Here is a 25246-nt window from a genome sequence, read left to right as displayed (position 1 = left end):
TCAGTCGCCTCCGATCACGGCTTGGGAGATCAGGGTCTCGCCACTGCGGAAATTGGCAATATCCGTCACGGCATTCTCTATCACCCGTGCCACCAGCGTGGTAAAGGCCAGAGGCACGGACAAGAGGAACCACCATTGCATGACATTGTCGGTGCCCAGCATGATCTGGAAATTCGCGGCCGAATTGACAGCCACCTTGGTGGACGTCACAACCACGACCCAAGAGAACCCGACCCACAGCACCGCGTCGAGCATGAGGCACCCCATCTGCCCCGACCGCGACATTGCGTTTCGGAATTCGGCAAAGGCCAGGTGGGTGCGCAATTTCACGTTATAGCTACAGCCGAAATAGGTCATTATGAGAAACAGAAACGGCGGCAGCGTGGTGGACCATGGCACCTGTTGCGACAGCACGAAGCGGCGAAAGACCTCGACAAAGATGATCCCGCCGATGGCCAGATAGGACACGACCATGATCGTCTTTTCCAGATTGCGCTCTGCCCAAGGGCTGAGGCGATAGAACAGAAGAATGACCAACGCCAGCACCAGCATTGCAGCCAGGCCCAACGGCCAGGCCGCCGGGGCGTTCATCGCCTGACTCAACATCCAGGAATCGCCTGCCATGAGGGCGCTCAGGATCTCGCCTGTGCCCTGAAACCAGCCGGTCATGCCCGTTCCTCCCTTTGGGTTGCCGTATGTCCGTGCCGCACGTGTCGGCGGCTTGGGGTATCGGGCCACGCGGATTGCGCGACCCGATCAGAGCCTATCGTCTTAGGCTGACCGCCACCAGCGGCGCGGCTCGACATTCTCGGGCAGCGTATCCACAGGAATCTCGCGCGCGACGTTGTAGATTTCCTGATAGGTGTCGATGCCATCGGCCCAGCCATTGAGCCGCTCACGCCACTGCGCCCAAGGCTCCGGATTGAACTCGGGCGAGCACATTTCCTCGGCCATCTTGATCTGATCGTCGGCGAGAAACGCGGGGCGCACGCCGTTCTGGGCAAAAATGGTGCCGGGCAGTTGCGGGTCTGAAAAGCCCACCGTCTTGACAAGCGCCGCCTCGTTGGCCGCCTGCACATGGACCTGCGCCAGATAGGCGGACTCCATGATTGCATCCTGCAAATGCGCCTCCATCGCGTCGAACACCTTGGCCGACATCGAGGTGTGTTCGGTGCCACAGAAGAACTTGAGGTCAACCGACTGGCTGACGACGGGGGCCATGTTCGCATAAGCCACGGCAGAGGCCCAGGTTTCGGCCCCGTCGATCAATCCCTGCTTGAGCCCGTCGAGCGTTTCCTCCCAGGCCACCGGCACCGGGTTGAGGTTGAGCAATTGCATGGCGATACGGCCCAACTGCGTGCCGGTCACACGGTTCTTGGTGCCGAACAGTTCCTCAAGCTTGGTCACGGTGGGCTTGTCAGCAAAAGATTTGCCCATCTGAAGGCCGCGCAATTCGCAATGCGAGAACAGGAATTTGAGGCCATGCCGCTTTTCCAGCGGCTCGCGCAAGATCTTTTGCGAGGCGGGGCTATAGAGGAAGTGATACTGCGCGGCCCGGCTGGGGAACATATACGCGTAGTCGAGGACGTTCAGGTAGGGCGCACCGCCGGCTGAATTCTGTGTCGAGGCGGCATACATGTCGACCACGCCCGTCTGTGTCTTTTCCACACAGTTGAGCTGACCACAGATCTGGTTGTCGCCGATGAATTCCACGCGAATTTCACCCTCGGTCCGCTCCTCCAGATCGCGGGCGAATTCCAGAACGCCGGCGCGTTCGATCAACAGGTTGCGTGCGTTGAAACCCGCAGCCCCCAATTTCAGCGTGTGCTTGGGCTCTTTGCCAAAGCGCTTTTCATAGGTGCTCTCGGCGGCGCGCGCCAAGGACGGAAGCGAGACTGCCCCCGTCAGCGCCCCCGCACCCAATACCACGGATGACAGGCCGAACTGACCTGACAGGCGGAACAGGTCCCGGCGGGAAATTCCGCTCAGGGCTTTCGATACTTTCATGGTCTCCTCCCCATTGTGCAATTTTGATACTTGCAGTCTCAATATTGATCGAATTATCCTTATTCTGGCAAGGATATTTTTTTCTTGCACCAAGAATGACCAAATGGAGGCCCGGAATGTCGGAGATTTCAGCGGATTACGTGATCGTCGGCGCGGGCTCTGCCGGATGTGTCCTGGCGAATCGTCTCTCGGCGAACCCCGCGATCAAGGTGGTTCTGCTCGAAGCCGGTGGCCGAGACTGGAACCCTTGGATCCATATTCCCGTCGGATACTTCAAGACGATGCACAATCCGGCAGTGGATTGGTGCTATCGCACGGAGCCTGATCCGGGGCTGAATGGTCGTGCGCTCGACTGGCCACGCGGCAAGGTGTTGGGCGGTTCTTCCTCGCTCAACGGCTTGCTCTATGTGCGCGGTCAACCGCAGGATTACGACCGCTGGGCGCAGATGGGCAATCCGGGCTGGGGGTGGAAGGATGTGCTGCCGCTCTTCAAACGCTCTGAAAATCAAGAACGCGGTGCCGATGAGTATCACGGCGATCAGGGCACGCTTTGGGTCTCTGACATGCGCCTCAAACGCCCGATCTGTGACGCCTGGGTGGCCGCCGCACAGGAGGCGGGCTATCCGTTCAATCCCGATTACAACGGGGCCACGCAAGAGGGCGTGGGATATTTCCAACTGACCACGCGCAACGGGCGGCGGTGCTCTGCGGCTGTGGCCTTTCTCAACCCGGCGCGCAAACGACCGAACCTGACCATCATCACCCATGCGCAGGCCAGCCACATCATCCTTGAGGGGCGGCGCGCGACCGGCGTGGCCTACCGCGACCGGGCGGGGTTAGATCAGGTGGTCCGGGCGGGGCGCGAGGTGATCCTGTCCTCTGGTGCCATCGGCTCGCCCCAGATCTTGATGCTTTCGGGCATTGGCGAAGCAGCGCATTTGCAGGACCACGGAATCAAGGTGCGCCATGACCTGCGGGCGGTAGGGCGTCACATGCAGGACCATCTGCAAGCGCGGCTCGTGTTCAAATGCCATGAACCGACGATGAACGACGAGGTGCGCAGCCTGACCAATCAGGCGCGGATCGCGCTGAAATACGCGCTGTCGCGCTCGGGCCCCATGGCCATGGCGGCCAGCCTCGCGACGGGATTCATGCGCACCGGCGACCATGTCGAAACGCCCGATGTGCAGTTCCATGTGCAACCCTGGTCCGCCGACAGCCCCGGCGAGGGCGTGCATCGCTTCTCGGCTTTTACCATGTCGGTCTGTCAGTTGCGGCCAGAAAGCCGAGGAGAAATCCGGCTCGCGTCGGGAGATCCGCGCCAATATCCGAAGATTATCCCCAACTACCTCTCGACCGAAACCGATTGCCGAACCATCGTGGAAGGGATCAAGATCGCCCGACGCATCGCGCGCTGCGCGCCGTTAACGTCAAAGATCTCAGAGGAGTTCCGCCCCGACCGCACGCTTGACCTTGAGGATTACGAGGGCACACTGGATTGGGCGCGGCGCTATTCGACGACGATCTATCATCCGACCGGCACCTGCAAGATGGGACAGGGACCAGATACCGTGGTGGATGCGCGGCTGCGCGTGCATGGCATTGACGGGCTGCGCGTGGCGGATTGCTCGATCATGCCCGAGATCGTTTCGGGCAACACCAACGCCCCGGCCATCATGATCGGCGAGAAAGCCTCGGATATGATCCTTGAGGATCGCGCGGCGGGCTGAGCACGGCTCAGCCCTTCCAGATCGGATTGGACCAGGCGCGTTTGCCAGCCGCATCCACCACCGTGACCCGCAGCCACGGTGAGGCGGCACAACGGGGATCAAACGGGATGCGCGCGCGTGTCATCGAGTGGCCATGCACGGCCACCCCGGCCGATCCGTGGCCCAGCACCATGACCGCCGATGCGGCAGAACATTGCACCTCGATCGCCCCGTCTTCCACGTGGAGCGCGCGAATTTCCGGCCCCTGACTGGAGTAAAAGAGGCCGGCCTTGAGCGCCGCAAGCAACGCTTCGGGAGAGTTTTCCTCGGACTTGACCATGACCCAACCGCCGAAATGATCGGGCTCAGAAAAATGTGCGTCATCGGTGGCAATCAGCGACAGGCGCCGCCCCTCACTGAGCAAGAGATCGGCAATGCCGAATCCGTCACCCCGGTCACAGCCCATATGGCAGCCGTGATTGTAGATTTCGACCGCATGCGCTGCGCTGAGGCTACGCGCATCCGCCAGCGTCAATCCAGACCATTGCGGATGTGCCACAGCGACAAACGCCCCGGCGGCGACCGCCCGCGCAGCAATCTCGGGGCCGGTTTCCTGATCCGGCACCGGCTTGAACTCGGGGGAATTCGAGGGGGTAAAATCATCGGGCAGACCCACCGCGAGGATATGCCAAAGCTCCCCGTTGGAAAGCGCGCCCGAATGCAACTCGGCCCCTAGCAGTGTGGTAAAGCGGTTGCTGCGATAGGCGCGAGTGTCGGTGATCGGATAGTCATAGCGCCCGACGAAATGATCGGTCAACGCCATGAAATCATAGCCCTCGGCGGCATAGCGACGACAGACTTCCTCGGGGGGCAGCACCCCGTCCGAACGGGTCGAATGTGTATGCAGATTGCCGCGCCAGAACCGTCCTGGGGCAGAGAATACGTCGATCATGCCGATGCTCCGTTTGCGGCGCCGCGTTCGCGCTCTTTGAGGATGGCCCAGACCACCGCGCAGGTGATCGTGGCAATGATGAAGAGGATACCGATGACATTGACCACCGGCGAGAGACCAAACCGCATGCGTGATCCGATTTCCGTCACCAGCGTATGCTGACCACCGATGGCAAACATGGTGGTATTGTAATTCTCGAAACTCTGCAGGAACGCGATCACCGCCGCCGTGGCAATGGTTGGCCGCAGGAACGGCAAGGTGATCCGGCGAAACGCCTGCAGGGGCGTGGCCCCCAGATCCCGCGCCGCCTCTTCCAGCGTTGCATCCTGCCGCTGCAACCGCGCCATGAACATGAGCATCGCGTAAGAGGCGACAAATGTCGTCTGTGCAAGGATCGCGGTAAACAGCCCCCCGGCGACATCGAAGTTGCGCCAGAAAATGACCGTTGAGATGCCCAGAATGATCCCCGGCGTCAAAAGCGGCGACACCATCAACGTGTAAAGCAACCCCGCAGCCCGTGCCCCCAACCGCCCCAGCAGCAGCGCGCCCGCCAATCCCATCGGCAGGGCAAGGGCGATCACGGACCCGGCGATGATCAGCGAATTGCGCAAGCCCGACCGCATCCGCTCATCCGCCCATAATTCACCAAACCACTGCAGGCTGAACCCCTGCCAGACCGTGACCGACGGCGGTGAATAGGCATTGAACCCTGCCACGACCATAATCCCGAGCGGCAAGAACATGTAGACAAAGAACAGCGCCATATAGACACGCAGGATGAGACCGCTGCCCCGCCCGCTCATTTTGCGATATCCTTGAGCCGCACCTTGAGCAGACGCATCATCACAAAGATGAATCCGGTGCAGACCACCAGCAGGCTGAGAGCATAGGCCGCCCCCACGTTCCAATTGGTTGCCTGGAAAAAGCGGTTGTAGACCAGCTGCGTGAACCACGGATCCGCGGTGCCGCGCGTCATGATATAGGGCACCGCATAAGACCCCGCCGACAGCATGAAGGTCATGATACAGCCCACGGCAATACCGGGCCGGGCATGGGGCAACACCACGCGGCGATGAATCTGAAGCGGTCCGGCCCCCAGATCCCGCGCCGCCTCGATCTGATTGGTGTCGAGCGTTTCCAGCACATTGTAGAGCGGAAAGACCATGAACAGGATATAGGCATAGACCATGGCCACAAAGACGCCTGTGCCGCTTTCGAGAAAGGGGATCGGACCAATCCCCACCAACCCCAGTGCCGCGTTGAGCGGCCCGCTGTAATTCAGGATCATCTGCCAGGCGAAAACCCGCAGCAGTTCGTTGATTGCATAAGGCACCACCAGCGCCAACATGATCATCGCCGCCCGGCGCGGCGGCTCCAGTTTGGCGATGGCAAAGGCGATGGGATAGCAGACCACAAAGGCAATCGCCGTCACGGCAAGAGAAGCGAGGATCGTCTTGGCGAAAATGGCCAGATGCGCCTGCCCCATCTGTGCGTAATTTGACAGTGTCCAGGTCTTGACCGGCGTGCTTTCCTGGGCTTCGAGTGCGGTGATTTCGCCCTGCACCTCAACGCGCTCGGCGTCGATGGCGGCGCGGGCCGCGTCATCGGCGGCTGCGGCGTGATCCAGCGCCAGAACATCGAGGCGATTGTAGAGCGCGTCGATTCTGACCGACAGTTCGGCCGCGCCCTCGGGGCGCTGCATGGTCCAGAACGACTGTTCGATCATGATGATCTGCGGCGCGGCAATCAGGCCCAGAATCCAGACGCCTGCCAGAAAAACGATCAGCGCCGACAAGGGCGCACCGAAAGCGCGGCGCAGCTCAGTCATTGGCGGTCTCGCCCAAGGGCAGGATCACCCCAGCATCTTGCGAAAACCCAAGGGACACGGCCCCCTCCACAAGAGGGGCATCTCCCCCATTCACACGGTGCACGGTCACATGGCTCTGGCCTGTATCGATCACGAGGGTCGAGAACGCCCCCTCCATATCCCGACGAACGAGGCGGCCGGCCAGCATGTTGGCGCGGCTGTCGCCTTCGGTCAGCACATGCAACCGTTCTGGCCGCAGGAAAAGAAACGCGTGATTTCCCACCCCCAAACCCGCCGGATTGGGCGCGACAAAGGGGCCCTCGGGGGTGGCGATGCGCGCGCGCTTCCCCTCTACCGCATCGATGCGCCCGGTAAGACGGTTGGTTTCCCCGACAAAAGTGGCAACAAAGGCGTTTGCCGGGCGGTCATAGAGGTCGTCAGCCGTGCCCAGTTGCACCAGCCGTCCGGCATTCATCACCGCCACCCGGTCAGACATGGTCAGCGCCTCGCCCTGATCATGGGTGATATAGACAAAGGTGATGCCGGTCTCGCGCTGCAATTGCTTGAGCTCTGTGCGCATATGCTGGCGCAGCTTGAGATCGAGCGCCGAAAGCGGTTCGTCCAGCAGCAGAACCGCAGGTTCAACCGCCAGAGCGCGGGCAATCGCCACGCGCTGACGCTGACCACCCGACAATTCCGAGGGCAGCTTATCGGCATGATCGCCAAGCGCCACCATCGTGAGCAGCTCGATCGCACGTGCCCGGCGCCTTGCCTTGCTCCACCCGCGCATTTCAAGGCCAAAGGCCACATTCTCCCACACTGGCATCAAGGGAAAAAGCGCGAGATTCTGAAAGATCAGCGCGGTCGGACGATCCGAGGGAGCGATACCCCTCATGGACCGGCCACCGATCAACACATCGCCCTCGGACGGATCGAGAAAGCCCGACACAAGACGCAGGATCGTGGTCTTGCCACATCCCGAGGGTCCGAGGATCGAAAAGAACTCACCCGCCCGAATGGTCAGATCCGTGGGATGCACGGCCTGAAAGTCGCCAAATCGGACGGCGGCAGCGGATAGGGTGATCTCCATCCCGCGCGCGGAAACTGTCATCTTGGTCTGTCCATGAAATGGGCGCGGGGACATCACCCCGCGCCACCCTGTCGCCTCAGGCGTTGGTCAGCTTTTCAGAATACTCTTCGCGCACCGCCGAGAACCAGGGCGTGAACATCGGCCACCACCACAGGTTTTCGATCGCGCCATTCTGATAGGCAAAGGCAAAGGCCTCTTTGTTGGCCTCGCTCAGATGTGCAGATGCGCCGACAGCCGCCGAATTGTAACCGGTTGCGTTTGCGAACATGCCGCCGATTTCCGGGCTCATCAGGAAGTTGAGGAATTCATAGGCCTGATCGACATTCTCGGCCCCCGACGGGATCGCAGCGGTGTCCATCCATGCAAGCGCGCCCTCTTTCGGGGCGGCATAGCGCCACTTGGGGTCCACGTCCATGTGCAGCTTGATGCCGGTCGTATCCCATGTCTGGCCGATGGTGCAGCCCGCATCGGTAAAGGCGCCGGTGGCCTCGGTGGCGTTGTTCCAATAGGCACCGATATTGGCCTTGTTCTTGGCGGCAAAGGCCACGCAGGCATCAAAGATGCGGCGCGTATCTGCTTCGGTCTTGTAGAGGTCCATGGCGCGGTTCGACGGCACTTCGCCAATCGAGTCGAGATAGATTGCGAGGGTGATGAGCACCGATTTCTGGCGCATGGCCACCTTGCCGTTCAGCCCGTCCGCCCAGAGATGGGCATAAGACAGATCGGCCGGCGCAACATCAACGGCGCTCGAGTCCCAGGTGATACCCTCGGTGCCCCAATCGAACGGCACCAGATAACGCTTGCCGCGATGCGCTGCGCCCAGTTCCAGCGACGACCGCCAGAGTGCGGGCTCGATCCGGTCCACCTTGAGCCTGGATTCGTCGATCTCGGCCAAGAGATTGCCCTCGTCATAGTTGGGGCGGGTGTCGACCGACGGGAAGAGGATGTCAAAACCCTTGCCGCCAGCGGCGCGCAGCTTGGACGCGGCCTCTTCATTGGAGCCATAGGTCGAGACATTCACCTTGATGCCGGTGGCCTTGGTGAAGGCTTCGGGAATCTCGCCGTTCTGGAAGTAATCGCCCCAGGCAAAAACGTTGACCTCGCCAGAAGAGGCAAGCGCGCGGCGCGCGATCAGCGGGGTTGCGAGCGCGGCGGCACCAGTTGCCAGCACGGTACGACGGGACAGGCTTTGGAGGGGATAGGTCATTCTTGGCTCCTGAGTTTGCTTGGCGCCGGCCCTTTAAAGGCCGGGTTGCTCAGGCGTTTAGAATGCTCAGGCGACAATCATGTGACAGTCCCCGGCGATAGCCGGGAACTGCGCCCCGTCAATCGCGCGGCTTGCCCCGACCAAAGAGGCGCGTCACGATCACAAAGAAGAGCGGCACGAACACCACCCCGAGCACAGTGCCCGAGATTGTCCCGCTCAGCACGCCGGACCCGATGGCATTGCGCCCGCCAGACCCTGCGCCCGAACTCAACACAAGCGGCAGAACGCCCAGCGAAAAAGCCATGGATGTCATGATGATCGGGCGGAACCTCTGGCGCGCGGCTTCGGTCACGGCTTCGAAAATACTCTCGCCCGTCTCATAACGATCTCGGGCGAATTCCACGATCAGGATTGCGTTCTTGCCGGTCAGACCCACCACGGTGAGCAATCCAACCTGAAAGAACACGCCGTTCTCAAACCCGCCAATCCACGCGCCGGTCAGTGCGCCAACGATGCCGATGGGCATGGCCAGCATGACCGCAAAGGGGATTGACCAGCTCTCGTACAGCGCCGCCAACGACAGGAATACCGCCGCCAGGGATAGCGCGTAGAGGAGCGGCGCCTGATTGCCCGACTCGCGCTCTTCCAGAGACAGCCCTGTCCAGGCCAGCTCATAGCCCTGCCCCAACTGCGCCACCAGACGCTCCATCTCGGCCATTGCTTCGCCGGTCGAGACCCCGGGCGCCGGCGTGCCCTGCAACTGCACCGATGGGATGCCATTGTAGCGGTACAGCCCCTGCGCGCCATAATCCCATCGCCCTTCGGCGAAGTTCGAAAACGGCACCAGGCCGCCGCTGGCATTGCGCACCCGCCATTTGTCGATATCGGTGGGTTGCGCCCGCGCATCGGCCTCGCCCTGCACATAAACCCGCTTGATCCGGCCTTGGTCGAGGAAGTCGTTCACATAGCTGCCCGCCCAGGCAATCTGGAGAAGCTGCCCAACATCCGTGGGCGTCAGCCCCATCGCCCCGGCCTTGCGCCAGTCGATGTCGAGATTGTATTGCGCCGCATCCTCTAGCCCGTTGGGGCGGGCAGAGGCGATCAGATCGCTTTGCGCCGCCATGCCCAGCAGTTGATTGCGCGCCGCCATCAGATCGGCATGGCTCTGCCCGGCCCGCGCCTGAAGGTAGAAATCAAACCCCGACACGTTGCCCAATTCGATCACCGAAGGCGGCACCACCGGGAATACCATCGCATCGCGGATCTGGCTGAAGGCGCCAAAGGCGCGCCCGGCAAGCGCTTGCACACTCTGGCCCGGCTCAGTCCGATCTTTCCAATCCTTGAGCTGGACAAAGGCCAGACCCATGTTCTGCCCATTGCCCGAAAAGCTGAACCCCACGACGCCGAACAAGGAGTTCACGACATCGGTTTCCTGTTCGAGGTAATAATCCTCGACCTGCTTGACCACCTCCAGCGTCCGTTCCGCGCTCGATCCGGTGGGCGTCTGGATGAGGGTAAATAGAATGCCCTGATCCTCTTCGGGCAGGAATCCGGTGGGCGTGCGCAAGAACATCAGCGCCATGCCCAAGGCGAGCGCCAGATAGACCACGAACACCCGTACCGGGCGGCGCACCGACCAGCCGACCGTGCCGCCATAGCCATTGGTGAGCTTGCCAAACCCTGCGTTGAACCATGCAAACGGTCCGTGCGCCGGGGCATGCCCCTTGGCCTTGAGCAAGGACGCGCAAAGCGCGGGCGTCAGAGTGATTGCCACCACCACCGACAGCGCCATGGCCGACACGATGGTGATTGCGAATTGCTGATAGATCACACCCGTGGAGCCGGGAAAGAACGCCATCGGCACGAAAACCGCCGAGAGCACCATGGCAATGCCCACCAACGCGCCAGTGATCTGGCCCATGGATTTGTGCGTGGCCTCTCGCGGGGACAGTCCCTCTTCCTCCATGATACGCTCGACGTTTTCCACGACCACGATCGCGTCATCGACCAAGAGGCCAATGGCCAGCACCATGGCCAGCATTGTGAGCGTGTTGATCGAGAACCCCGCCGCCGCCAGCACACCGAAGGTTCCCAACAAGACAACCGGCACCGCGAGCGTCGGAATGAGTGTCGCGCGCAGGTTTTGCAGGAAAAGGAACATCACGAGGAACACGAGGCCAATCGCTTCGAACAGGGTCTTGACCACTTCCTTGATCGAAATCTCGACAAACGGCGTGGTGTCATACGGGATCACGTAATCCACGCCTTCGGGAAAGAAGCGGGCGAATTCGGCCATCCGGTCTTTGATCGCGCGCGCAGTGTCGAGGGCATTCGCCCCCGGTGCCAGCGTGATCGCCATGCCCGCCGCCGGATCCTTGTTGAACCGCGCAGTGGTGGCATAGTTTTCTGCCCCGATCTCGACCCGTGCCACATCGTCGAGCAGCACCAAACCGCCGTCAGTCTCGGCGCGCAGCACGATCTGTCGAAAATCCTCAGGCGTGCTCAGCAGCGATTGCGCGGTGATCGTGGCGTTGAGCTGCTGGCCTTCAACGGTGGGGCGCGCACCAAAGGACCCCGCAGAAATCTGCGCATTCTGTGCCGAAACCGCCGCCACCACATCCGAAGGGGTCAGGCCAAACCCCGCCAACTTGGACGGATCGAGCCAGATCCGCATCGCATATTGCGCGCCAAACACGTTCACCGATCCGACGCCTTCGATCCGGCTCAGTTCGTCCACAAGGTTCGTGACCATGTAATCCGACAGGTCCACCTGTTCGAGCGTGCCATCGGTCGAGATCATGCCCACAACCATCAGGAACCCGGCCGAGGATTTCTCGACCGTGATGCCCTGCCGTTGCACGATTTCGGGCAAGAGTGGCGTGGCCTGTCCCAGCTTGTTCTGTACCTGCACCTGCGCGATGTCGGCATCGGTGCCGGTCTCGAAGGTCAGCGTCACCTCTGCGCTGCCAGCCGAGGTGGAACGCGACGAGAAATAGCGCAAGCCATCAAGGCCGGTCATCTGCTGTTCGATCACCTGCGTGACCGTGTTGGCCACCGTATCGGCCGAGGCACCGGGATAGGTGGCCGTCACCGTGACAGAGGGCGGCGCGATCTGCGGATATTGCGCGACAGGCAGGATCAGGATGGCCAGAACCCCGACCCCCATGATGAGGATCGAGATGACCCAGGCGAACACCGGGCGGTCGATAAAAAAGCTGGCCATGCGGAATATCCTCTGCCCGGTCGGTTACTGTTGCGGCGCGGCGGCGCGTTCTTCGGGGACGACCGTGGCTCCGGGGGCGGTTTTCTGGAACCCGGCCACCATCACGCGATCACCGGGGTTCAGCCCTTCTTCCACCACCCAGGCATTGCCACGATTCTGAATGACGCTCAGCGCGCGTTCCTCGATCACACCGTCTTCCTTGACCACCCAGGCCAATGGCCGCCCGCGGCGGTCGCGAACCACCCCTTCTTGCGGCACGAGATAGACATCGCGGGCGACCTCGACGGGCATTTCCACCTGCACATACATCCCCGGCAAAAGCAGAAGATCAGGATTGTCGAACTGCATTCGCAGCGTGACGACCCCGGTTTGTGGATTTACATTCGGTTCCGCCGCCTTGAGCTCTCCGGTTTCGCTGTAATCCGAGCCGTCTGCCAGCTTGAGGCGCACCGTCGCATCTGCGCCGGCAAGATCGCGCTCGGTCTCGCCACGTCGCCACCTCAGCAAATCAGCGGCGGATTGTGTCACATCGACGTAAACCGGGTTGATATTGCGGATCACGGTCAGAGGCTGTGACTGGCTTGCGGTCACAAGCGCACCCTGCGACGTCAGCGACAGGCCAATCCGCCCGGAAAGCCGCGCGCGAATGGTGGTGCGCGACAGTTCGATTTCGGCGGAATTAAGCTGCGCTTCGGCCAGTTCGAGCCCTGCCGCTGCAGCATCGCGGGTCGATGTGGCCTCGTCCAGAGCCTGTTCACTGGCGACGTTGCGCGATTGCAATTCGACCAGACGCTGCGCCTCGCGCTCTGCTGCGCGCAACTGCGCAGCGGCCTGCGCCACCCCGGCGCGGGCCTGCTGCACGGCGGCCTCATACGTGGCCTTGTCGATCTGATAGAGCGGATCACCCTCGGTTACGTCTGCGCCCTCTTCGAACAGCCGCTCGGTGATGATCCCGTTGACCTGCGGGCGCACCTCGGCCTCTGCCGAGGCCGCAACCCGCCCCGGCAAGAGAGAGGTCAGGGTCACGTCCTGCGGCGCAAGCGTTACAACGGTAACGGGTGTGGGCCCCTGCCCCTGTTGCGCCACGACACCCCCCGGCACGAGGCAGGCAAAAAGCGCGAGCAGGCGGATCATTCGGGGAAACGCAGCCATCAGGGACCCTTTCACGATATGGATTGGCAGAACAACGTCCGGTCGATATAAAACGCTTGAGTTTTATAAATATGACAATCTGGAAAATGGCAACAGCATCAGGCCATGCGCACAACCGTTGTGCGAAAATAAGGCCATAAGGTTCAGAATAGTATGCAGCACGACCAAGCCCAGAGCAAAACACGTCGTGGCCGTCCCGTCACGTGCAGTTGCGAAGATCGGCGCGAGGCCATTTTTGCGGCGCTTGAGGCGGTGCACGCAGATTGCGGCCTGGAAGGGGCCACGATGGAGGCGATCGCCTCGCGTGCGGGCATGTCCAAGCGGACGCTCTACACCGCCTTTGCCAGCCGCAGCGCGCTCTTTCGCGCCTATATCGACAAGGTGGCCAACGGGTTCATACGCCCCCTGCCCGACAGCGACACCGCCCTACCGATAGCCGAAAGATTGGAACGCTTGCTGCTCCAAGGTCGGCATCACGGCTACGGCCTGCCGCTTGAGATCCTGCGCGCCTTCGTGGCGGAGGTGCCACGCGTGCCGGAGAATGGGCGCGATCTGGTGCAAACCCTGATGCGGCGCGATATGCTGATCCTCAAGACCGAGTTGGATCGTGGTCTCGGGCGGGGTGAGATCGCCGTCACGGATACGACCGCCGCAGCGCTTTTGCTGTTCGATATGCTGCGCCCCTGGCCGCTCGAATCCCTGCTCGATCCCGGCTGTCTTGTCACGCCCGAAGGTCTTGAAGCGCGGCAAAAACTGGCAATCCAGGTATTCCTGAACGGGATCGCCTCTTAGCCGCGCTGCGCGCCAGCCACCATGGCCAGCGCTGGTTGCACCTGCAATCCCCCCTCCTGCACGATGAAATCGACCACGGCGTCAATCCCCACACCGCGCCGCAATTGCGCCAGCACATAGGGTTTGCCTGCCCGGGCCTGCGCAGTGTCCGCGTCCAGCCGCCCCAGATCGACACCCACATAGGGGGCAAGATCGGTCTTGTTGACCACAAGCAGGTCCGACTTCGTGACGCCCGGCCCCCGTTTTCGCGGAATGTCCTGACCGGCGGCGGTGTCGATGACATAGAGGGTTATATCCGCCAGTTCCGGGCTGAACGTGGCAGCAAGGTTGTCGCCGCCCGACTCGATCAGGATCAGATCGAGATCCGGAAAGGCGATCGACAGGTCATCCACCGCCGCCAGATTGATCGAGGCATCCTCGCGGATGGCCGTATGCGGGCAGCCGCCGGTTTCCACGCCCCGGATGCGATCGGCGGGCAGCACCTGTGCCCGCATGAGATAGTCGGCATCCTCGCGGGTGTAGATGTCATTGGTGATAACCGCCATCGAACAGTGCTGCGCCAGTGCGCGGGCCAGCATTTCGGTCAGCGTCGTCTTGCCCGCGCCCACCGGGCCGCCGATGCCCACGCGCAGCGGGCCGTTCATGCTCTTGCCTGTCATGTGCGGAATATCCTTACGTCCATGGTTTCGTGGCGCAGCGCCGCCAGATCGCCCGCCAGCGTACAGGTGCCGATGTCGTCCAGTGTCGCGCTGGCGGCATGCTCTGCCAGCGTATGAATAGAGGGCAAAAGCCGCGCCAGAACCGCCTGCCCCTCGGTCTGACCCAGAGGCACATGCCGAATGGCGATGGTCACGAGGTTGCCGGCAAAGCCCTGCAGATAGAGCGCGATCACATCCCTTTTGGGCAATCCCAACCCGGCCGCCGCCGCTCCGACCGATACGGGCAAGAGGCGCGCGGGCAGATGACGGCCTGTCATCCCTGCCACGCACCGCGCCAGAGCGGCCCCCTGTTCCTGGCTTTCCCGCAAGCGTTCCGCGCAGGGTTGCAGCGCGCGGGCCAGATCGTCAAGCGCGTCGCACTCTCCCTCGAGCGCCTGCGCCAGCAGCACCGCATCCTGCCAGCCCGCGCCGAAGCGCAGGATATTCCCGAGCCAGGTCTCAAGGCTGGCAGAATCGTAAACCACACCCGAGGCGATCTCGGCCTCTAGCCCGTGGGAATAGGCAAAAGCCCCGGTCGGAAAGGCGGGCGAGAGCCAGTGCACAAGGGTGAGATGGGCGGGGGTGAGCATCAGGCGCGGCTATGAGTGTGACCGTGATCATGCCCGCCGTGATCATGCCCCATGGTGCGCCCCTTGCCATAGGCCCCGCCTTCGGGGCGGAACGGACCGGTGACGGGGGTCAGATCCGCGCCCAGATGCGCCAGCATCGCCTCGATCACATGGTCACGCCGGATCGTCAGGTGATCCGCACCGATCTGACAGGGCGTGTGCCGGTTGCCGATATGCCAGGCCAGCCGCGCCAGATCTCCGCGCACCTCGATCAGATCCTCGGGGGCCGCCTCGACGCCCACCGCGCGCCCATCCTCCAGCGCAAAGCCCCAGTGATCGTCCAGGTTCGTCACCTCCGCCAGATCGACCAGAAACGCAAGGCCGCCGCGCCCCACCAGCCGTTTGCGCCGCATCAGCCGCGCGTCATAATCGAGCAAGACGGTGTCCGCGATGCAGTCGGGCGCGTGATGCAGCAGGCGGCGGGTTACGGGCAGATCGGTCATGGATGGGCCTTCAGAACATGAAATAGCGCTGTGCGAGGGGCAACTCCGAGGCCGGTTCGCAGGTGAGCAATTCACCGTTGGCGCGCACTTCGTAGGTTTCGGGATGCACCTCGACCTCGGGCGTGAGGTTGTTGTGGATCATGTCGCGCTTGGTGATCTTGCGGGTATTGGCAACGGCCACGGTCTCTTTGGCCAGCCCGAGCGCAGCGCCAATCCCGTCCGCCTGCGCCGCTGCGCTGACAAAGAGCACGGCAGAGCGTTCGACCGCACGCCCATAGGCCCCGAACATCGGCCGCGAATAGACGGGTTGCGGCGTGGGAATGGACGCATTGGGGTCCCCCATCTGCGCCAGCACGATAGAGCCGCCCATCAGCACCATTTCCGGCTTGGCCCCAAAGAACGCCGGGTCCCACAGCACCAGATCGGCGCGTTTGCCGGGCGTGACGCTTCCGATATGGGCGCTCATCCCGTGGACGATGGCGGGGTTGATGGTGTATTTCGCGATATACCGTTTCACCCGCACATTGTCGTTGTCGCCCGCCTCTTCTGCCAAACGGCCGCGCTGTTTGCGCATCTTCGAAGCCGTCTGCCAGGTGCGGATGATCACCTCGCCCACGCGCCCCATGGCCTGGCTGTCCGAGGCCATGACAGAAAACGCGCCCATGTCGTGCAGAATGTCCTCGGCCGCAATGGTTTCGCGGCGGATACGGCTCTCGGCAAAGGCCACATCCTCGGGGATCGCCTTGTCGAGATGGTGGCAGACCATCAGCATGTCGAGATGTTCTTCGATCGTGTTGACGGTATAGGGCATGGTGGGGTTGGTCGACGACGGCAGGATGTGATCATAGCCCACCACCTTCATGATGTCGGGCGCATGGCCGCCGCCCGCGCCCTCGGTGTGAAAGGCATGGATCGTGCGGCCCTTGATGGCGGCAAGCGTATTCTCCACAAAGCCGCTTTCATTGAGCGTGTCGGTGTGGATCATCACCTGCACGTCCATGTCGTCGGCGACGCTCAGGCAGCAATCAATCGCGCCGGGCGTGGTGCCCCAATCCTCATGCAGCTTCATCGCGCAGGCCCCCGCGCGGACCATCTCGACCAATGCTTCGGGTTGGCTCGCGTTGCCCTTGGACGAGAGGCCGAAATTCATCGGAAAGCCGTCCAGTGCTTGCAGCATTCGCCCGATATGCCACGCTCCCGGTGTGCAAGTGGTGGCGAGCGTGCCATGGGCGGGGCCGGTGCCGCCGCCGAGCATCGTGGTGATGCCGGAATGCAGCGCATCCTCGATCTGCTGCGGACAGATGAAGTGGATATGCGCGTCGAACCCGCCGGGGGTGAGAATACGGCCCTCTCCTGCGATGATCTCGGTTCCCGGTCCGATGACGATATCGACGCCCGATTGCGTATCGGGATTGCCCGCCTTGCCGATGGCGGCAATGAGGCCGTCGCGCAGACCGACATCGGCCTTGGTGATCCCCTGATGATCGACGATCAGCGCATTGGTGATGACGGTGTCCATGGACCCGCCCGCACGCGTGGTCTGGCTCTGCCCCATACCGTCGCGGATCACCTTGCCGCCGCCGAACTTCACCTCTTCGCCATAGGTGGTCAGATCGCGTTCTACCTCGATGATGAGGTCGGTATCGCCAAGGCGCAGCCGGTCGCCGGTGGTGGGGCCATACATGGCGGCATAGGCGGAGCGGGGGATCGCATGGGGCATTCAGAGGTCTCCCATCACCTGTTGGTTAAAGCCGAACACCCGCCGCGTACCGCCATAGGGGATAAGCCGCACCTCACGGCTTTGGCCGGGCTCGAACCGCACGGCGGTGCCGGCGGGAATATCTAGGCGCTGCCCACGGGCCGCAGTTCGGTCGAACGAAAGGCCGCTATTGGCCTCGGCAAAGTGATAATGGCTACCCACCTGAACGGGCCTGTCGCCGGTATTGGCGACCATCAGCACGGTCACGGGCGCGTCCGCGTTAAGGGTGATCTCGCCCTCGGCGCACAGCACCTCGCCGGGGATCATTTCCGCACCTTGGCCAGGACATAGCCCCCTGCCGCCGCGATGACACCGACCACAGCCACCCACAGCGCGTCAATCCCATGCGGATGCAGATGAGGGCCGGAATGGGCCAGCGCCAGCGTGGGGGTGAGCAGGAAAAAGGCAACGGGATAGCGCATCATCAGATCCTTTCAGCGAATGGGATTGTGAACGGTGACAAGTTTGGTGCCATCGGGAAAAGTCGCTTCGACCTGCACGGCATGGATCATTTGCGGAATGCCTTCCATGCATTGATCAGACGTAATCACATGCGCGCCCGCCTCCATCAGATCGGCAACCGAGCGCCCGTCGCGCGCGCCCTCGACCACGAAGTCGGTGATCAGTGCCACGGCCTCGGGGTGGTTGAGCTTGACCCCGCGCGCAAGCCTGCCGCGCGCGACCATCGCGGCCAGCGAAATCAATAGCTTGTCCTTTTCGCGGGGCGTGAGGTTCATCGCGTGTCTCTCCTAATTCTGCCAAACGCGGGGCAATGGGCCAGGGCGCAGAGCGCGCAAAAGGCGCATGATCTGGCGCTTGAGCGGCCACCCATCACCCGCCATGAGGCGGATCACCAACTTGCCGTCAAAACCTGAGGCACCGCCTGTCACGCCCTCTTCGGTCAACTCCGCCCGAGCGCGCCCGACCGCATCCATAGCCCCGGGCGCCACCAGAGCAAGCGTGGCAAAGGCCCGCGCCCCGCCCAACACAGCAGGGCCTGCGGTCAACGCCCCAGCGACCAGATGTAACGGCTCTATCAGCACAGGGCGGCCCGCACGCATGATCCGGCGGGTATCGCGCAGGGTGACGTCTTCCAAGGTTTCGCCCATGGCCGCACGGCCCAGAACGACGGCTTCAAGCATCAGGCAAGAGGCATCCTCGGCCAGATCGATAGTAGTCTCGCGATGCAGGTCGCTGCTGTCATAGAGGATGGTTTCCTGCGGCAACCAATCGAGATGCGCGCCCGCCCCGACAACATGCCGGACAGTGACATGCGCAGGCCCGCCCGTGCTGCGATAGGCGCGCTCGGCTGTTTGCGTGGTGGCGGTCGCCTGACATCCCGCCGCCAGATCAAGGCAATAGGCCAAGGTATCGCCCCCCGCCAGCCCTCCGGATGTGTTGAGAAAGACCACCTCGGGGCCAGATGCACCGGAATGGACAAACGCCTTGGCCGATCCCGCCTGATGCAGACGATCAAGCCGTGCCCCCGCGGGGCCGGGCAAGAGGCCTACATGGGCCGCGCCGTGGCTACGCTGATGCAAGGGGGCAGGACAGGCGGTCATGGCAGATTCCGGGTTTCGACAGCACAGAGGCTACTCGTTGCGTCACGGCCTGCCAGTGGTCGCGCGCGCCAATCCAGCCTGAAACCCACGCGCCGCCCACCAATGCCTATTTTTAATGCATACCGCCCACTAAATAGACACCTCACGCAAGAGCCGCGCGCGCTCCACCGTCGCCGCAGGTTCGGACAACCGCACCTCGCCCCTGTTCAAGACCACCAGATCATCCGCCAGCCCATAAGCGAAATCGAAATACTGCTCGACCAGAACGATGGCGATTTCCCCTTCGTCGCGCAAAAGGCCGATCACCTCGCCAATCTGCTTGATGATATTGGGCTGGATCCCCTCTGTGGGTTCATCCAGCAAAAGCACCCGGGGCCGCGCAATCAGCGCGCGGGCGATGGCCAGTTGCTGCTGCTGCCCGCCCGACAAATCACCCCCGCGCCGGTCCTTCATCTGTTCCAGCACCGGAAAGAGATCATAGATCCGTGGCGGAATCCGATGCTCCGACTTTGGCAGACAGGCAAAGCCGGTTTCGAGATTCTCGGTCACGGTCAGAAGCGGAAACACCTCGCGCCCCTGCGGCACATAGCCGATGCCCGCCCGCGCCGCCTGCGCCGCGCTCAGATGATCCAGCGCCACACCATCGAGGGAAATCCTGCCGCCCGAGTAGGGATGGCGCCCGGCGATCGCCTTGAGGAGGCTGGTCTTGCCCACCCCGTTGGTGCCCATCACCGCCGTCACAGCCCCCGGCCGCGCGGTCAGGCTGACGCCATGGAGGATCTGCGACGCGCCGTAATGCAGCGTGAGGTTCTCGACGCTCAGCATTGTTCATCTCCCCAGATAGACATCAATCACCTGCTGATTTTGGGTCACGTGATCCAGACTGCCTTCGGCCAGAACCGAGCCTTCGTGCAGCACCGTCACCTTGCACCCAAGACGGCGGATGAACTCCATGTCATGCTCGATCACCACCACGGCGCGGGTCTGGGCCGCGCGTTTGAGAATATCGGTCGTATGTTCACGCTCCGCGGGCGTCATCCCGGCGGCAGGCTCGTCCACCAGCAGCAGACGCGGGTCCTGCGCCAAGAGCATGCCAATTTCCAGCCATTGTTTTTGCCCATGGCTCAACTCTCCGGCGCGGCGCGGCAGTGCGTCCAGCAGGCCGATTTCCTCGGCCAGTTCCGCAATTCGGGCGGCTTCGGTCCGAGAGCGGCGATGGAACAGCACGTCGAACGGCCCGCGCCTGGCCTTGAGTGCCATGGCGAGGTTTTCGCGCACGGTCTGCGCCTCAAAGACCGTCGGCTTCTGAAACTTGCGGCCGATGCCGGCCCGCGCAATCTGGCTCTCGCTCAGGCCCAAGAGCGAGACACTCTTTTCGCCCCAGATCACCCGGCCCTCATCAGGCCGCGTCTTGCCGGTGACGATGTCCATAAAGGTCGTCTTGCCCGCCCCGTTGGGCCCGATCACGGCGCGCAACTCTGGCTCTGCCACTTGAATCGACAGGTTGTTGATCGCACGGAACCCATCGAAAGTGACAGAGACGCCCGAAACTTCTAGAAGCGTGGTCATGGTTTTCTCACGATCATGTCAAAGAGGCCGCCGATGCCGCGCGGAAAAAACAGCGTGACCGCGACAAAGCCCAAGCCCAAGAGCACGAGCCACCAATCCGTCCAATTGAGCGTGTAGAACCCAAGGTCGATATTGGGCGCGCCGCCACCAGTGAACCAGCTAGACGCAAGGCTAACGACCGCCGCACCAATCACGGCCCCATAGAGCCGCCCGCGCCCGCCGATGGCCACCCACACCGCGAGGTAGATCGAGGCAATGGGGGCAATTTCCGCCGGATTGATGATCCCTGCCTGCGGATAGTAAAGCGCGCCCGCGATGGCCGAAACAACAGCGGTCAGGGTGAAGATCACCAGCTTGTAGCTCTCGACGTCATAGCCCAGAAACCGCACCCGCGCCTCATTGTCGCGAATGGCGCGGATGACCGAGCCGAACTTGCCCGACACGAGCCAGGCAAACACCAGATAACCCAGCCCCAGCGCCAGAGCTGAGGCCCAGAAGAACCACAGCGACAGGGAGGATTGGGGCAAATGGTCAAGGCCGGGGATGTTTTGCAACCCCGAGAGACCGTTGTTGCCGCGCAATCCAGTGTCGTTCTGAAAAAGATAGAGCGACAGCGCCAGCGTCATCGCCTGCGTGAGGATGGACAGGTAGACACCCGTGACACGGCTGCGGAACGCCAGCCAGCCAAAAACCAGCGCCAAAAGGCCCGGTACCAGAACCACCATCATCAGCTGCAGAGCAAGGCTATGGGCAAACCCCCAGAGCCAGGGCAGCTCGTTACTGCCCACCACGCCGAAAATCTGGCTGGCGATGGCATTCTCGATCTCGATCTCGGTCGGTGGAATGGGCGTTGCCGAGAGGGACTCCACCACGATCCCTTGGGTGCGCGCATACATCAGCCACATGCCGATGGCATACCCCCCAAGCCCGAAGAATGCGAAATGCCCGAGACTGAGGATACCGCAATAGCCCCAGACCACATCCATCGCCACGGCGATAAGACAAAGGCAGAGCGTCATGCCGAGAATCTTGACCATTGACGTGGAAATCAGGGCAAGACCGAACCCCTCGGACAAAACCGTCACGCCCAGGGTAAAGAGTGCGAGACAGCCTAGGAACCACAGGACCGACGGGTTTTCCGCCAAGAACCGCCTGCGCGGAGCAATCTCGGATGTGCTCATGGCTCAGTCTCCCGCCGCGCGACCCTTGAGGGCGACGATGCCCTTGGGCCGGAATTGGATGAAAAGGATGATGAAGAGGATCATATAGGTTTGCGCCGCAAGGGTGTTCGAGGGGTTGAACCACTCGATCCCCTTTTGCAGGAAGCCGATCAGCGAGGCCCCGGCCAGCGTGCCCCAGACATTGCCGACGCCCCCCACGACGACGGTCATGAAGCTCTGGACGATGTAATTGGCACCCATCTCGGAGGTGACCTGTGCATAGAGACCAATCGCCACGCCCGCGATGCCCGCGATGCCCGAGCCAAGACCAAAGGTCAGCATGTTGATGCGGTCCGGGTCGATGCCCATGCTGGCCGCCATGCCGGGATTCTGCGTGACTGCCCGCACCTCTAGCCCCAGCCTTGTGCGCTTGAGGATAAAGAGCAGCAGCGCCAGAAAGATGAGCGCAAGGACGAAGATCGCCACGCGGATATTGCTGATGCTCACGATGTCATTCAACGTCAGCGCGCCGCTCAACCAATCAGGCGCGGTCAGCGGGCGCGCCTGCGTGCCAAAGATGTTCTTGGCCAGTTGTTGCAAGGCAATCGAGATGCCAAAGGTCGCAAGCAGCGTTTCCAGCGGCCGGGTATAGAGATGCCGGATCACCAGCCGCTCCATCGCCACGCCCGCACCGAATGTCACGACAAAGGCGAGCGGTAGGGCGACAATCAGGCTGACGGTGTAATCGGGAATGAAAAGCTGCACCACATAGCCGGTATAGGCACCCATCATGATGAACTCGCCATGTGCCATGTTGATGACGCCCATGACGCCAAAGGTGATGGCAAGACCGATGGCCGCGAGGAAAAAGATCGACGCGAGCGACAGCCCATCCAGCACCAGATCGAGCGTCTGATAAAGACCGAGCGCGCGCGACGTGGCGGACAGGGCCTCCTCTGCGGCGGTCGTCACTTCGGGGTTGGGCTCGGCATAGGCCTCGTAGAACACATGCGCCGCCACCGCGCGCGCCACCTCATCCTCGGCGGCGCGTGGGGGCACGGTGCCCGCGGCCTCCAGCGCCTCGTAGGCGCGGGCGCGGGCGGCATCGGTATTGAGCAGGTGCAAGGGCACGCCCCCCACCGCCCCATCGACGATATGCTGAGCCAGCACATCACGACGATCCGTGGCGCTCTGGCGAGGTGGCGCAAGATTGGCGGCCACTAGCCTGTCATAGGCCTCGACCTCGGAAATATCTGTGCCAACCTCGAGCACGTTCGCAATGTTGGCCCCGGTTGGCAGCGCGGTGCCCACCCCCGGCACCCGCGCCGTCAACTGGTTGAGCACGCTGCGCGCCTCGATGCTGGTATCCCCCGCCAAGCCTTCGATTGCCGCAAGACGATAGGGCAGCGCCGATGCAAATTGCGCGGTCAAGAGGGTCAAGAGCCGCTCCTTGCGCTGTTTCAGCGCGGGATCGGTCTCGGTCTCGATGGACTGGCTGAGCGGGTCGATCTGGCTGGCATCACCGCTACGGGCGATCGCATCCAGCGCCGCCGCCCGTCGCGCCGGATCTGCGGCGTTCAATTCGAAAGGCACAAGGGCCGCGGCGATGACTGCCCGCACCCCGGAATTAGGTCGTATCTGGCTGACCTCGCGGCTGCTGACCTCGGCCACGGCCGCGCCGCTGTCGATGTCGATCAATCGCAGCGCATCGCCGGTCTCTTCGGCGTAGAAAAACAGACCATCGGTGGGTCGCGCATAAACCTCGCGATCCTGCCAGCGCAGGAGGAATTCGGCGGTGCCGGGGCGATCGGCGGCCATCAACCCGCTCAATACCTTCTCAACGGTGCTGCGCGACGGTTTGGCGATCTCGGCCTGATACTCTTGCAAGAGCGGTTGCAACCCGTCCTGCGCCAGTGCCACGACGGGCCGCAACACGGACAAGAGGCCAAGGGCAAGCACTGTCGCCACAAGCCGGGCGAGGGAGGGAATCGAACGCATCTGGATGAAGGCCTTGTTCGGGAGGAGAGGCGCGCGGCGGCATCAGCGCCGCGCGCCCGGTCCGCGTCAGTAGTTCGATGTCATCTGCACGCAGGTGTTGGTTTCGGTATTGTACATACCGCAGCCCAGATCCTTCCAATCGCTCGTGAGCGGTGCGCTCTCGGGCAGATAATCGGTCCAGGCGTCACCCGGTACTTCCTCGGTCTGGCTGATGATGTCGAACTGCCCGTCGGCCCGAATCTCGCCAATCAGCACCGGCTTGGTCAGGTGATGGTTCGGCAGCATGACAGCCGTGCCACCGGTGAGGTTGGGGAATTCCTGCCCCCACATCGCCTCGCGCACCGCGTCCACATCGGTGGTGCCTGCCTGCGTGACCGCGTTCACCCACATGTTGAAGCCGATGTAATGCGCCTCCATCGGGTCGTTGGTCACGCGGTTTTCACCGGCATAGGCCTTCCACGCCTTGACGAATTCGGCGTTGATCTCGGTATCGGCGGACTGGAAATAGTTCCACGCCGCAAGGTGCCCCACGAGTTCGGTGGTGTCGAGGCCTGACAGCTCTTCTTCGCCAACCGAGAAGGCGACAACGGGAATGTCATCGGCGCTGACACCGGCGGCGGCCAGTTCCTTGTAAAAGCCGATGTTCGCATCGCCATTGATGGTGGAAATCACGCCCACTTTCTTGCCGCCCGCGCCCAAGGCCACGACATCCGCCACGATGGTCGCCCAGTCGGAATGACCGAAGGGGGTGTAGTTGACAAAGATGTCCTCGGCCGCGACGCCCTTGGATTTCAGATAGGCGTCAAGGATGTTGTTGGTGGTGCGGGGATAGACATAGTCCGTTCCCAACAGCGCAAAGCTCTCGACGCCCAGCTCTTCGAGGAAGTAATCCACTGCCGGGATCGCTTGCTGATTGGGTGCGGCGCCGGTGTAGAACACGTTGCGCGAGGATTCTTCGCCCTCGTACTGCACCGGATAGAACATGAGGCCGTTCAATTCCTCGAGCACCGGCAGGGCGGATTTGCGGCTGACGCTGGTCCAGGAGCCGAAAATCACATCGACCTCGTTCACGGTCAGCAATTCGCGCGCCTTTTCCGCAAAGAGCGGCCAGTCCGAGGCCGGATCGACCACGACCGCCTCGATCGGACAACCCAGCAGCCCGCCCTTGGCGTTTTGCTGGTCAACCAGCATCAGGACCGTGTCCTTGAGCGTGGTTTCCGAGATTGCCATCGTGCCCGAAAGCGAGTGCAGAACGCCCACCTTGACGGGGCAATCCTGTGCGAGTACCGGGGCCGTCGCCAGAATGGTGGTTGCGACGAGGCTTGCCATAAATGTTTTTGTCGTCATGTCTTTCGGAGCTCCCATGTCCGGGCTGCGCGCGTCGTGGCGTTGTGCAATTTCAGGTCCCCCACCGTCATTTTGGCGACGCAGCATGTTGTTTGCACCTCTCCGTGGAAGGGCGCGGTCCGTCTGGACCGGCACCGCCCTG

The 25246-nt window shown here is 62.4% G+C and carries 24 protein-coding genes; 2 read left to right on the top strand and 22 right to left on the bottom strand.

Features of this window, described 5'->3' with window-relative positions:
- Both MVC20_RS08535 and MVC20_RS08530 read right to left on the bottom strand, forming a co-directional pair.
- On the bottom strand, positions 1–669 hold the full coding sequence (locus tag MVC20_RS08535) for a TRAP transporter small permease subunit (protein WP_297540349.1): 669 nt from the start codon (positions 667–669) through the stop codon (positions 1–3).
- A gap of 102 nt (positions 670–771) precedes the next feature.
- A complete protein-coding gene (locus MVC20_RS08530; RefSeq protein WP_297540348.1) occupies positions 772–2007 on the bottom strand; it encodes a TRAP transporter substrate-binding protein in 1236 nt (411 codons plus the stop codon).
- Positions 2008–2123: 116 nt separating this feature from the next.
- Between MVC20_RS08530 and MVC20_RS08525 the strand changes: the two genes are divergently transcribed.
- Positions 2124–3737 carry a choline dehydrogenase gene (locus MVC20_RS08525; RefSeq protein ID WP_297540347.1) on the top strand — a complete coding sequence of 538 codons (1614 nt, stop codon included), beginning with the start codon at positions 2124–2126 and terminating at the stop codon, positions 3735–3737.
- A 7-nt stretch (positions 3738–3744) separates the two neighbouring features.
- Here the strand turns inward: MVC20_RS08525 and MVC20_RS08520 are convergent, their stop codons facing one another.
- The 7 genes from MVC20_RS08520 to MVC20_RS08490 form a co-directional block, all read right to left on the bottom strand.
- Positions 3745–4668 (bottom strand): CehA/McbA family metallohydrolase, encoded by a 924-nt coding sequence (locus MVC20_RS08520; protein WP_297540346.1) that lies wholly within the window; start codon positions 4666–4668, stop codon positions 3745–3747.
- Complete coding sequence (locus tag MVC20_RS08515) at positions 4665–5471, bottom strand: ABC transporter permease (RefSeq protein WP_297540345.1); 807 nt, start codon at positions 5469–5471, stop codon at positions 4665–4667. Before MVC20_RS08515 ends, MVC20_RS08520 begins: the two co-directional genes overlap by 4 nt.
- Positions 5468–6496 (bottom strand): ABC transporter permease, encoded by a 1029-nt coding sequence (locus MVC20_RS08510; RefSeq protein WP_297540343.1) that lies wholly within the window; start codon positions 6494–6496, stop codon positions 5468–5470. Before MVC20_RS08510 ends, MVC20_RS08515 begins: the two co-directional genes overlap by 4 nt.
- A complete protein-coding gene (locus tag MVC20_RS08505) occupies positions 6489–7565 on the bottom strand; it encodes an ABC transporter ATP-binding protein (RefSeq protein ID WP_297541422.1) in 1077 nt (358 codons plus the stop codon). The genes MVC20_RS08510 and MVC20_RS08505 overlap by 8 nt, the downstream gene beginning before the upstream one ends.
- A 76-nt stretch (positions 7566–7641) precedes the next feature.
- The gene (locus tag MVC20_RS08500; RefSeq protein ID WP_297540341.1) at positions 7642–8772 is read right to left on the bottom strand and encodes an extracellular solute-binding protein; all 1131 of its coding nucleotides are present in this window, start codon (positions 8770–8772) and stop codon (positions 7642–7644) included.
- A gap of 118 nt (positions 8773–8890) precedes the next feature.
- A complete protein-coding gene (locus MVC20_RS08495; protein ID WP_297540339.1) occupies positions 8891–11995 on the bottom strand; it encodes an efflux RND transporter permease subunit in 3105 nt (1034 codons plus the stop codon).
- Between the two features lie 24 nt (positions 11996–12019).
- A complete protein-coding gene (locus tag MVC20_RS08490) occupies positions 12020–13129 on the bottom strand; it encodes an efflux RND transporter periplasmic adaptor subunit (RefSeq protein ID WP_297541420.1) in 1110 nt (369 codons plus the stop codon).
- Between the two features lie 171 nt (positions 13130–13300).
- Between MVC20_RS08490 and MVC20_RS08485 the strand changes: the two genes are divergently transcribed.
- Positions 13301–13939 (top strand): TetR/AcrR family transcriptional regulator, encoded by a 639-nt coding sequence (locus MVC20_RS08485; RefSeq protein WP_297540337.1) that lies wholly within the window; start codon positions 13301–13303, stop codon positions 13937–13939.
- Here MVC20_RS08485 and ureG read toward each other — a convergent pair.
- From ureG to urtA, 13 genes are all read right to left on the bottom strand, one after another.
- A complete protein-coding gene (gene ureG / locus MVC20_RS08480; protein WP_297540335.1) occupies positions 13936–14598 on the bottom strand; it encodes an urease accessory protein UreG in 663 nt (220 codons plus the stop codon). The two genes, MVC20_RS08485 and ureG, sit on opposite strands and share 4 nt — an antisense overlap.
- Positions 14595–15227, bottom strand: a complete 633-nt coding sequence (locus tag MVC20_RS08475) for an urease accessory UreF family protein (protein WP_297540333.1) — start codon at positions 15225–15227, stop codon at positions 14595–14597. The genes ureG and MVC20_RS08475 overlap by 4 nt, the downstream gene beginning before the upstream one ends.
- Entirely contained in the window at positions 15227–15709 is a 483-nt protein-coding gene (locus MVC20_RS08470; protein WP_297540332.1) for an urease accessory protein UreE, read from the bottom strand. Before MVC20_RS08470 ends, MVC20_RS08475 begins: the two co-directional genes overlap by 1 nt.
- A 10-nt stretch (positions 15710–15719) precedes the next feature.
- Complete coding sequence (ureC, locus tag MVC20_RS08465) at positions 15720–17429, bottom strand: urease subunit alpha (RefSeq protein ID WP_297540330.1); 1710 nt, start codon at positions 17427–17429, stop codon at positions 15720–15722.
- The gene (locus MVC20_RS08460; RefSeq protein WP_297540328.1) at positions 17430–17735 is read right to left on the bottom strand and encodes an urease subunit beta; all 306 of its coding nucleotides are present in this window, start codon (positions 17733–17735) and stop codon (positions 17430–17432) included.
- On the bottom strand, positions 17732–17890 hold the full coding sequence (locus MVC20_RS08455) for a hypothetical protein (RefSeq protein ID WP_170062573.1): 159 nt from the start codon (positions 17888–17890) through the stop codon (positions 17732–17734). Before MVC20_RS08455 ends, MVC20_RS08460 begins: the two co-directional genes overlap by 4 nt.
- A gap of 12 nt (positions 17891–17902) precedes the next feature.
- On the bottom strand, positions 17903–18205 hold the full coding sequence (locus MVC20_RS08450; RefSeq protein WP_297540324.1) for an urease subunit gamma: 303 nt from the start codon (positions 18203–18205) through the stop codon (positions 17903–17905).
- A 12-nt stretch (positions 18206–18217) separates the two neighbouring features.
- Entirely contained in the window at positions 18218–19030 is an 813-nt protein-coding gene (locus MVC20_RS08445) for an urease accessory protein UreD (protein WP_297540322.1), read from the bottom strand.
- A 129-nt stretch (positions 19031–19159) separates the two neighbouring features.
- Positions 19160–19855, bottom strand: coding sequence for an urea ABC transporter ATP-binding subunit UrtE (gene urtE, locus MVC20_RS08440; protein ID WP_297540320.1), 696 nt, complete (start codon positions 19853–19855; stop codon positions 19160–19162).
- A 3-nt stretch (positions 19856–19858) separates the two neighbouring features.
- Positions 19859–20599, bottom strand: coding sequence for an urea ABC transporter ATP-binding protein UrtD (gene urtD, locus MVC20_RS08435; RefSeq protein WP_297540318.1), 741 nt, complete (start codon positions 20597–20599; stop codon positions 19859–19861).
- Entirely contained in the window at positions 20596–21780 is a 1185-nt protein-coding gene (urtC, locus tag MVC20_RS08430; RefSeq protein WP_297540316.1) for an urea ABC transporter permease subunit UrtC, read from the bottom strand. The genes urtD and urtC overlap by 4 nt, the downstream gene beginning before the upstream one ends.
- 3 nt (positions 21781–21783) lie before the next feature.
- Positions 21784–23757 (bottom strand): urea ABC transporter permease subunit UrtB, encoded by a 1974-nt coding sequence (gene urtB, locus MVC20_RS08425; protein WP_297540314.1) that lies wholly within the window; start codon positions 23755–23757, stop codon positions 21784–21786.
- Positions 23758–23823: 66 nt separating this feature from the next.
- Positions 23824–25086 carry an urea ABC transporter substrate-binding protein gene (urtA, locus tag MVC20_RS08420; protein WP_297540312.1) on the bottom strand — a complete coding sequence of 421 codons (1263 nt, stop codon included), beginning with the start codon at positions 25084–25086 and terminating at the stop codon, positions 23824–23826.
- Positions 25087–25246: the final 160 nt, after the last annotated feature.

The organism is Roseovarius sp., assembly GCF_027019125.1.
GTDB lineage: Bacteria > Pseudomonadota > Alphaproteobacteria > Rhodobacterales > Rhodobacteraceae > Roseovarius.
This window is presented reverse-complemented; position numbering and strand designations above follow the sequence as displayed.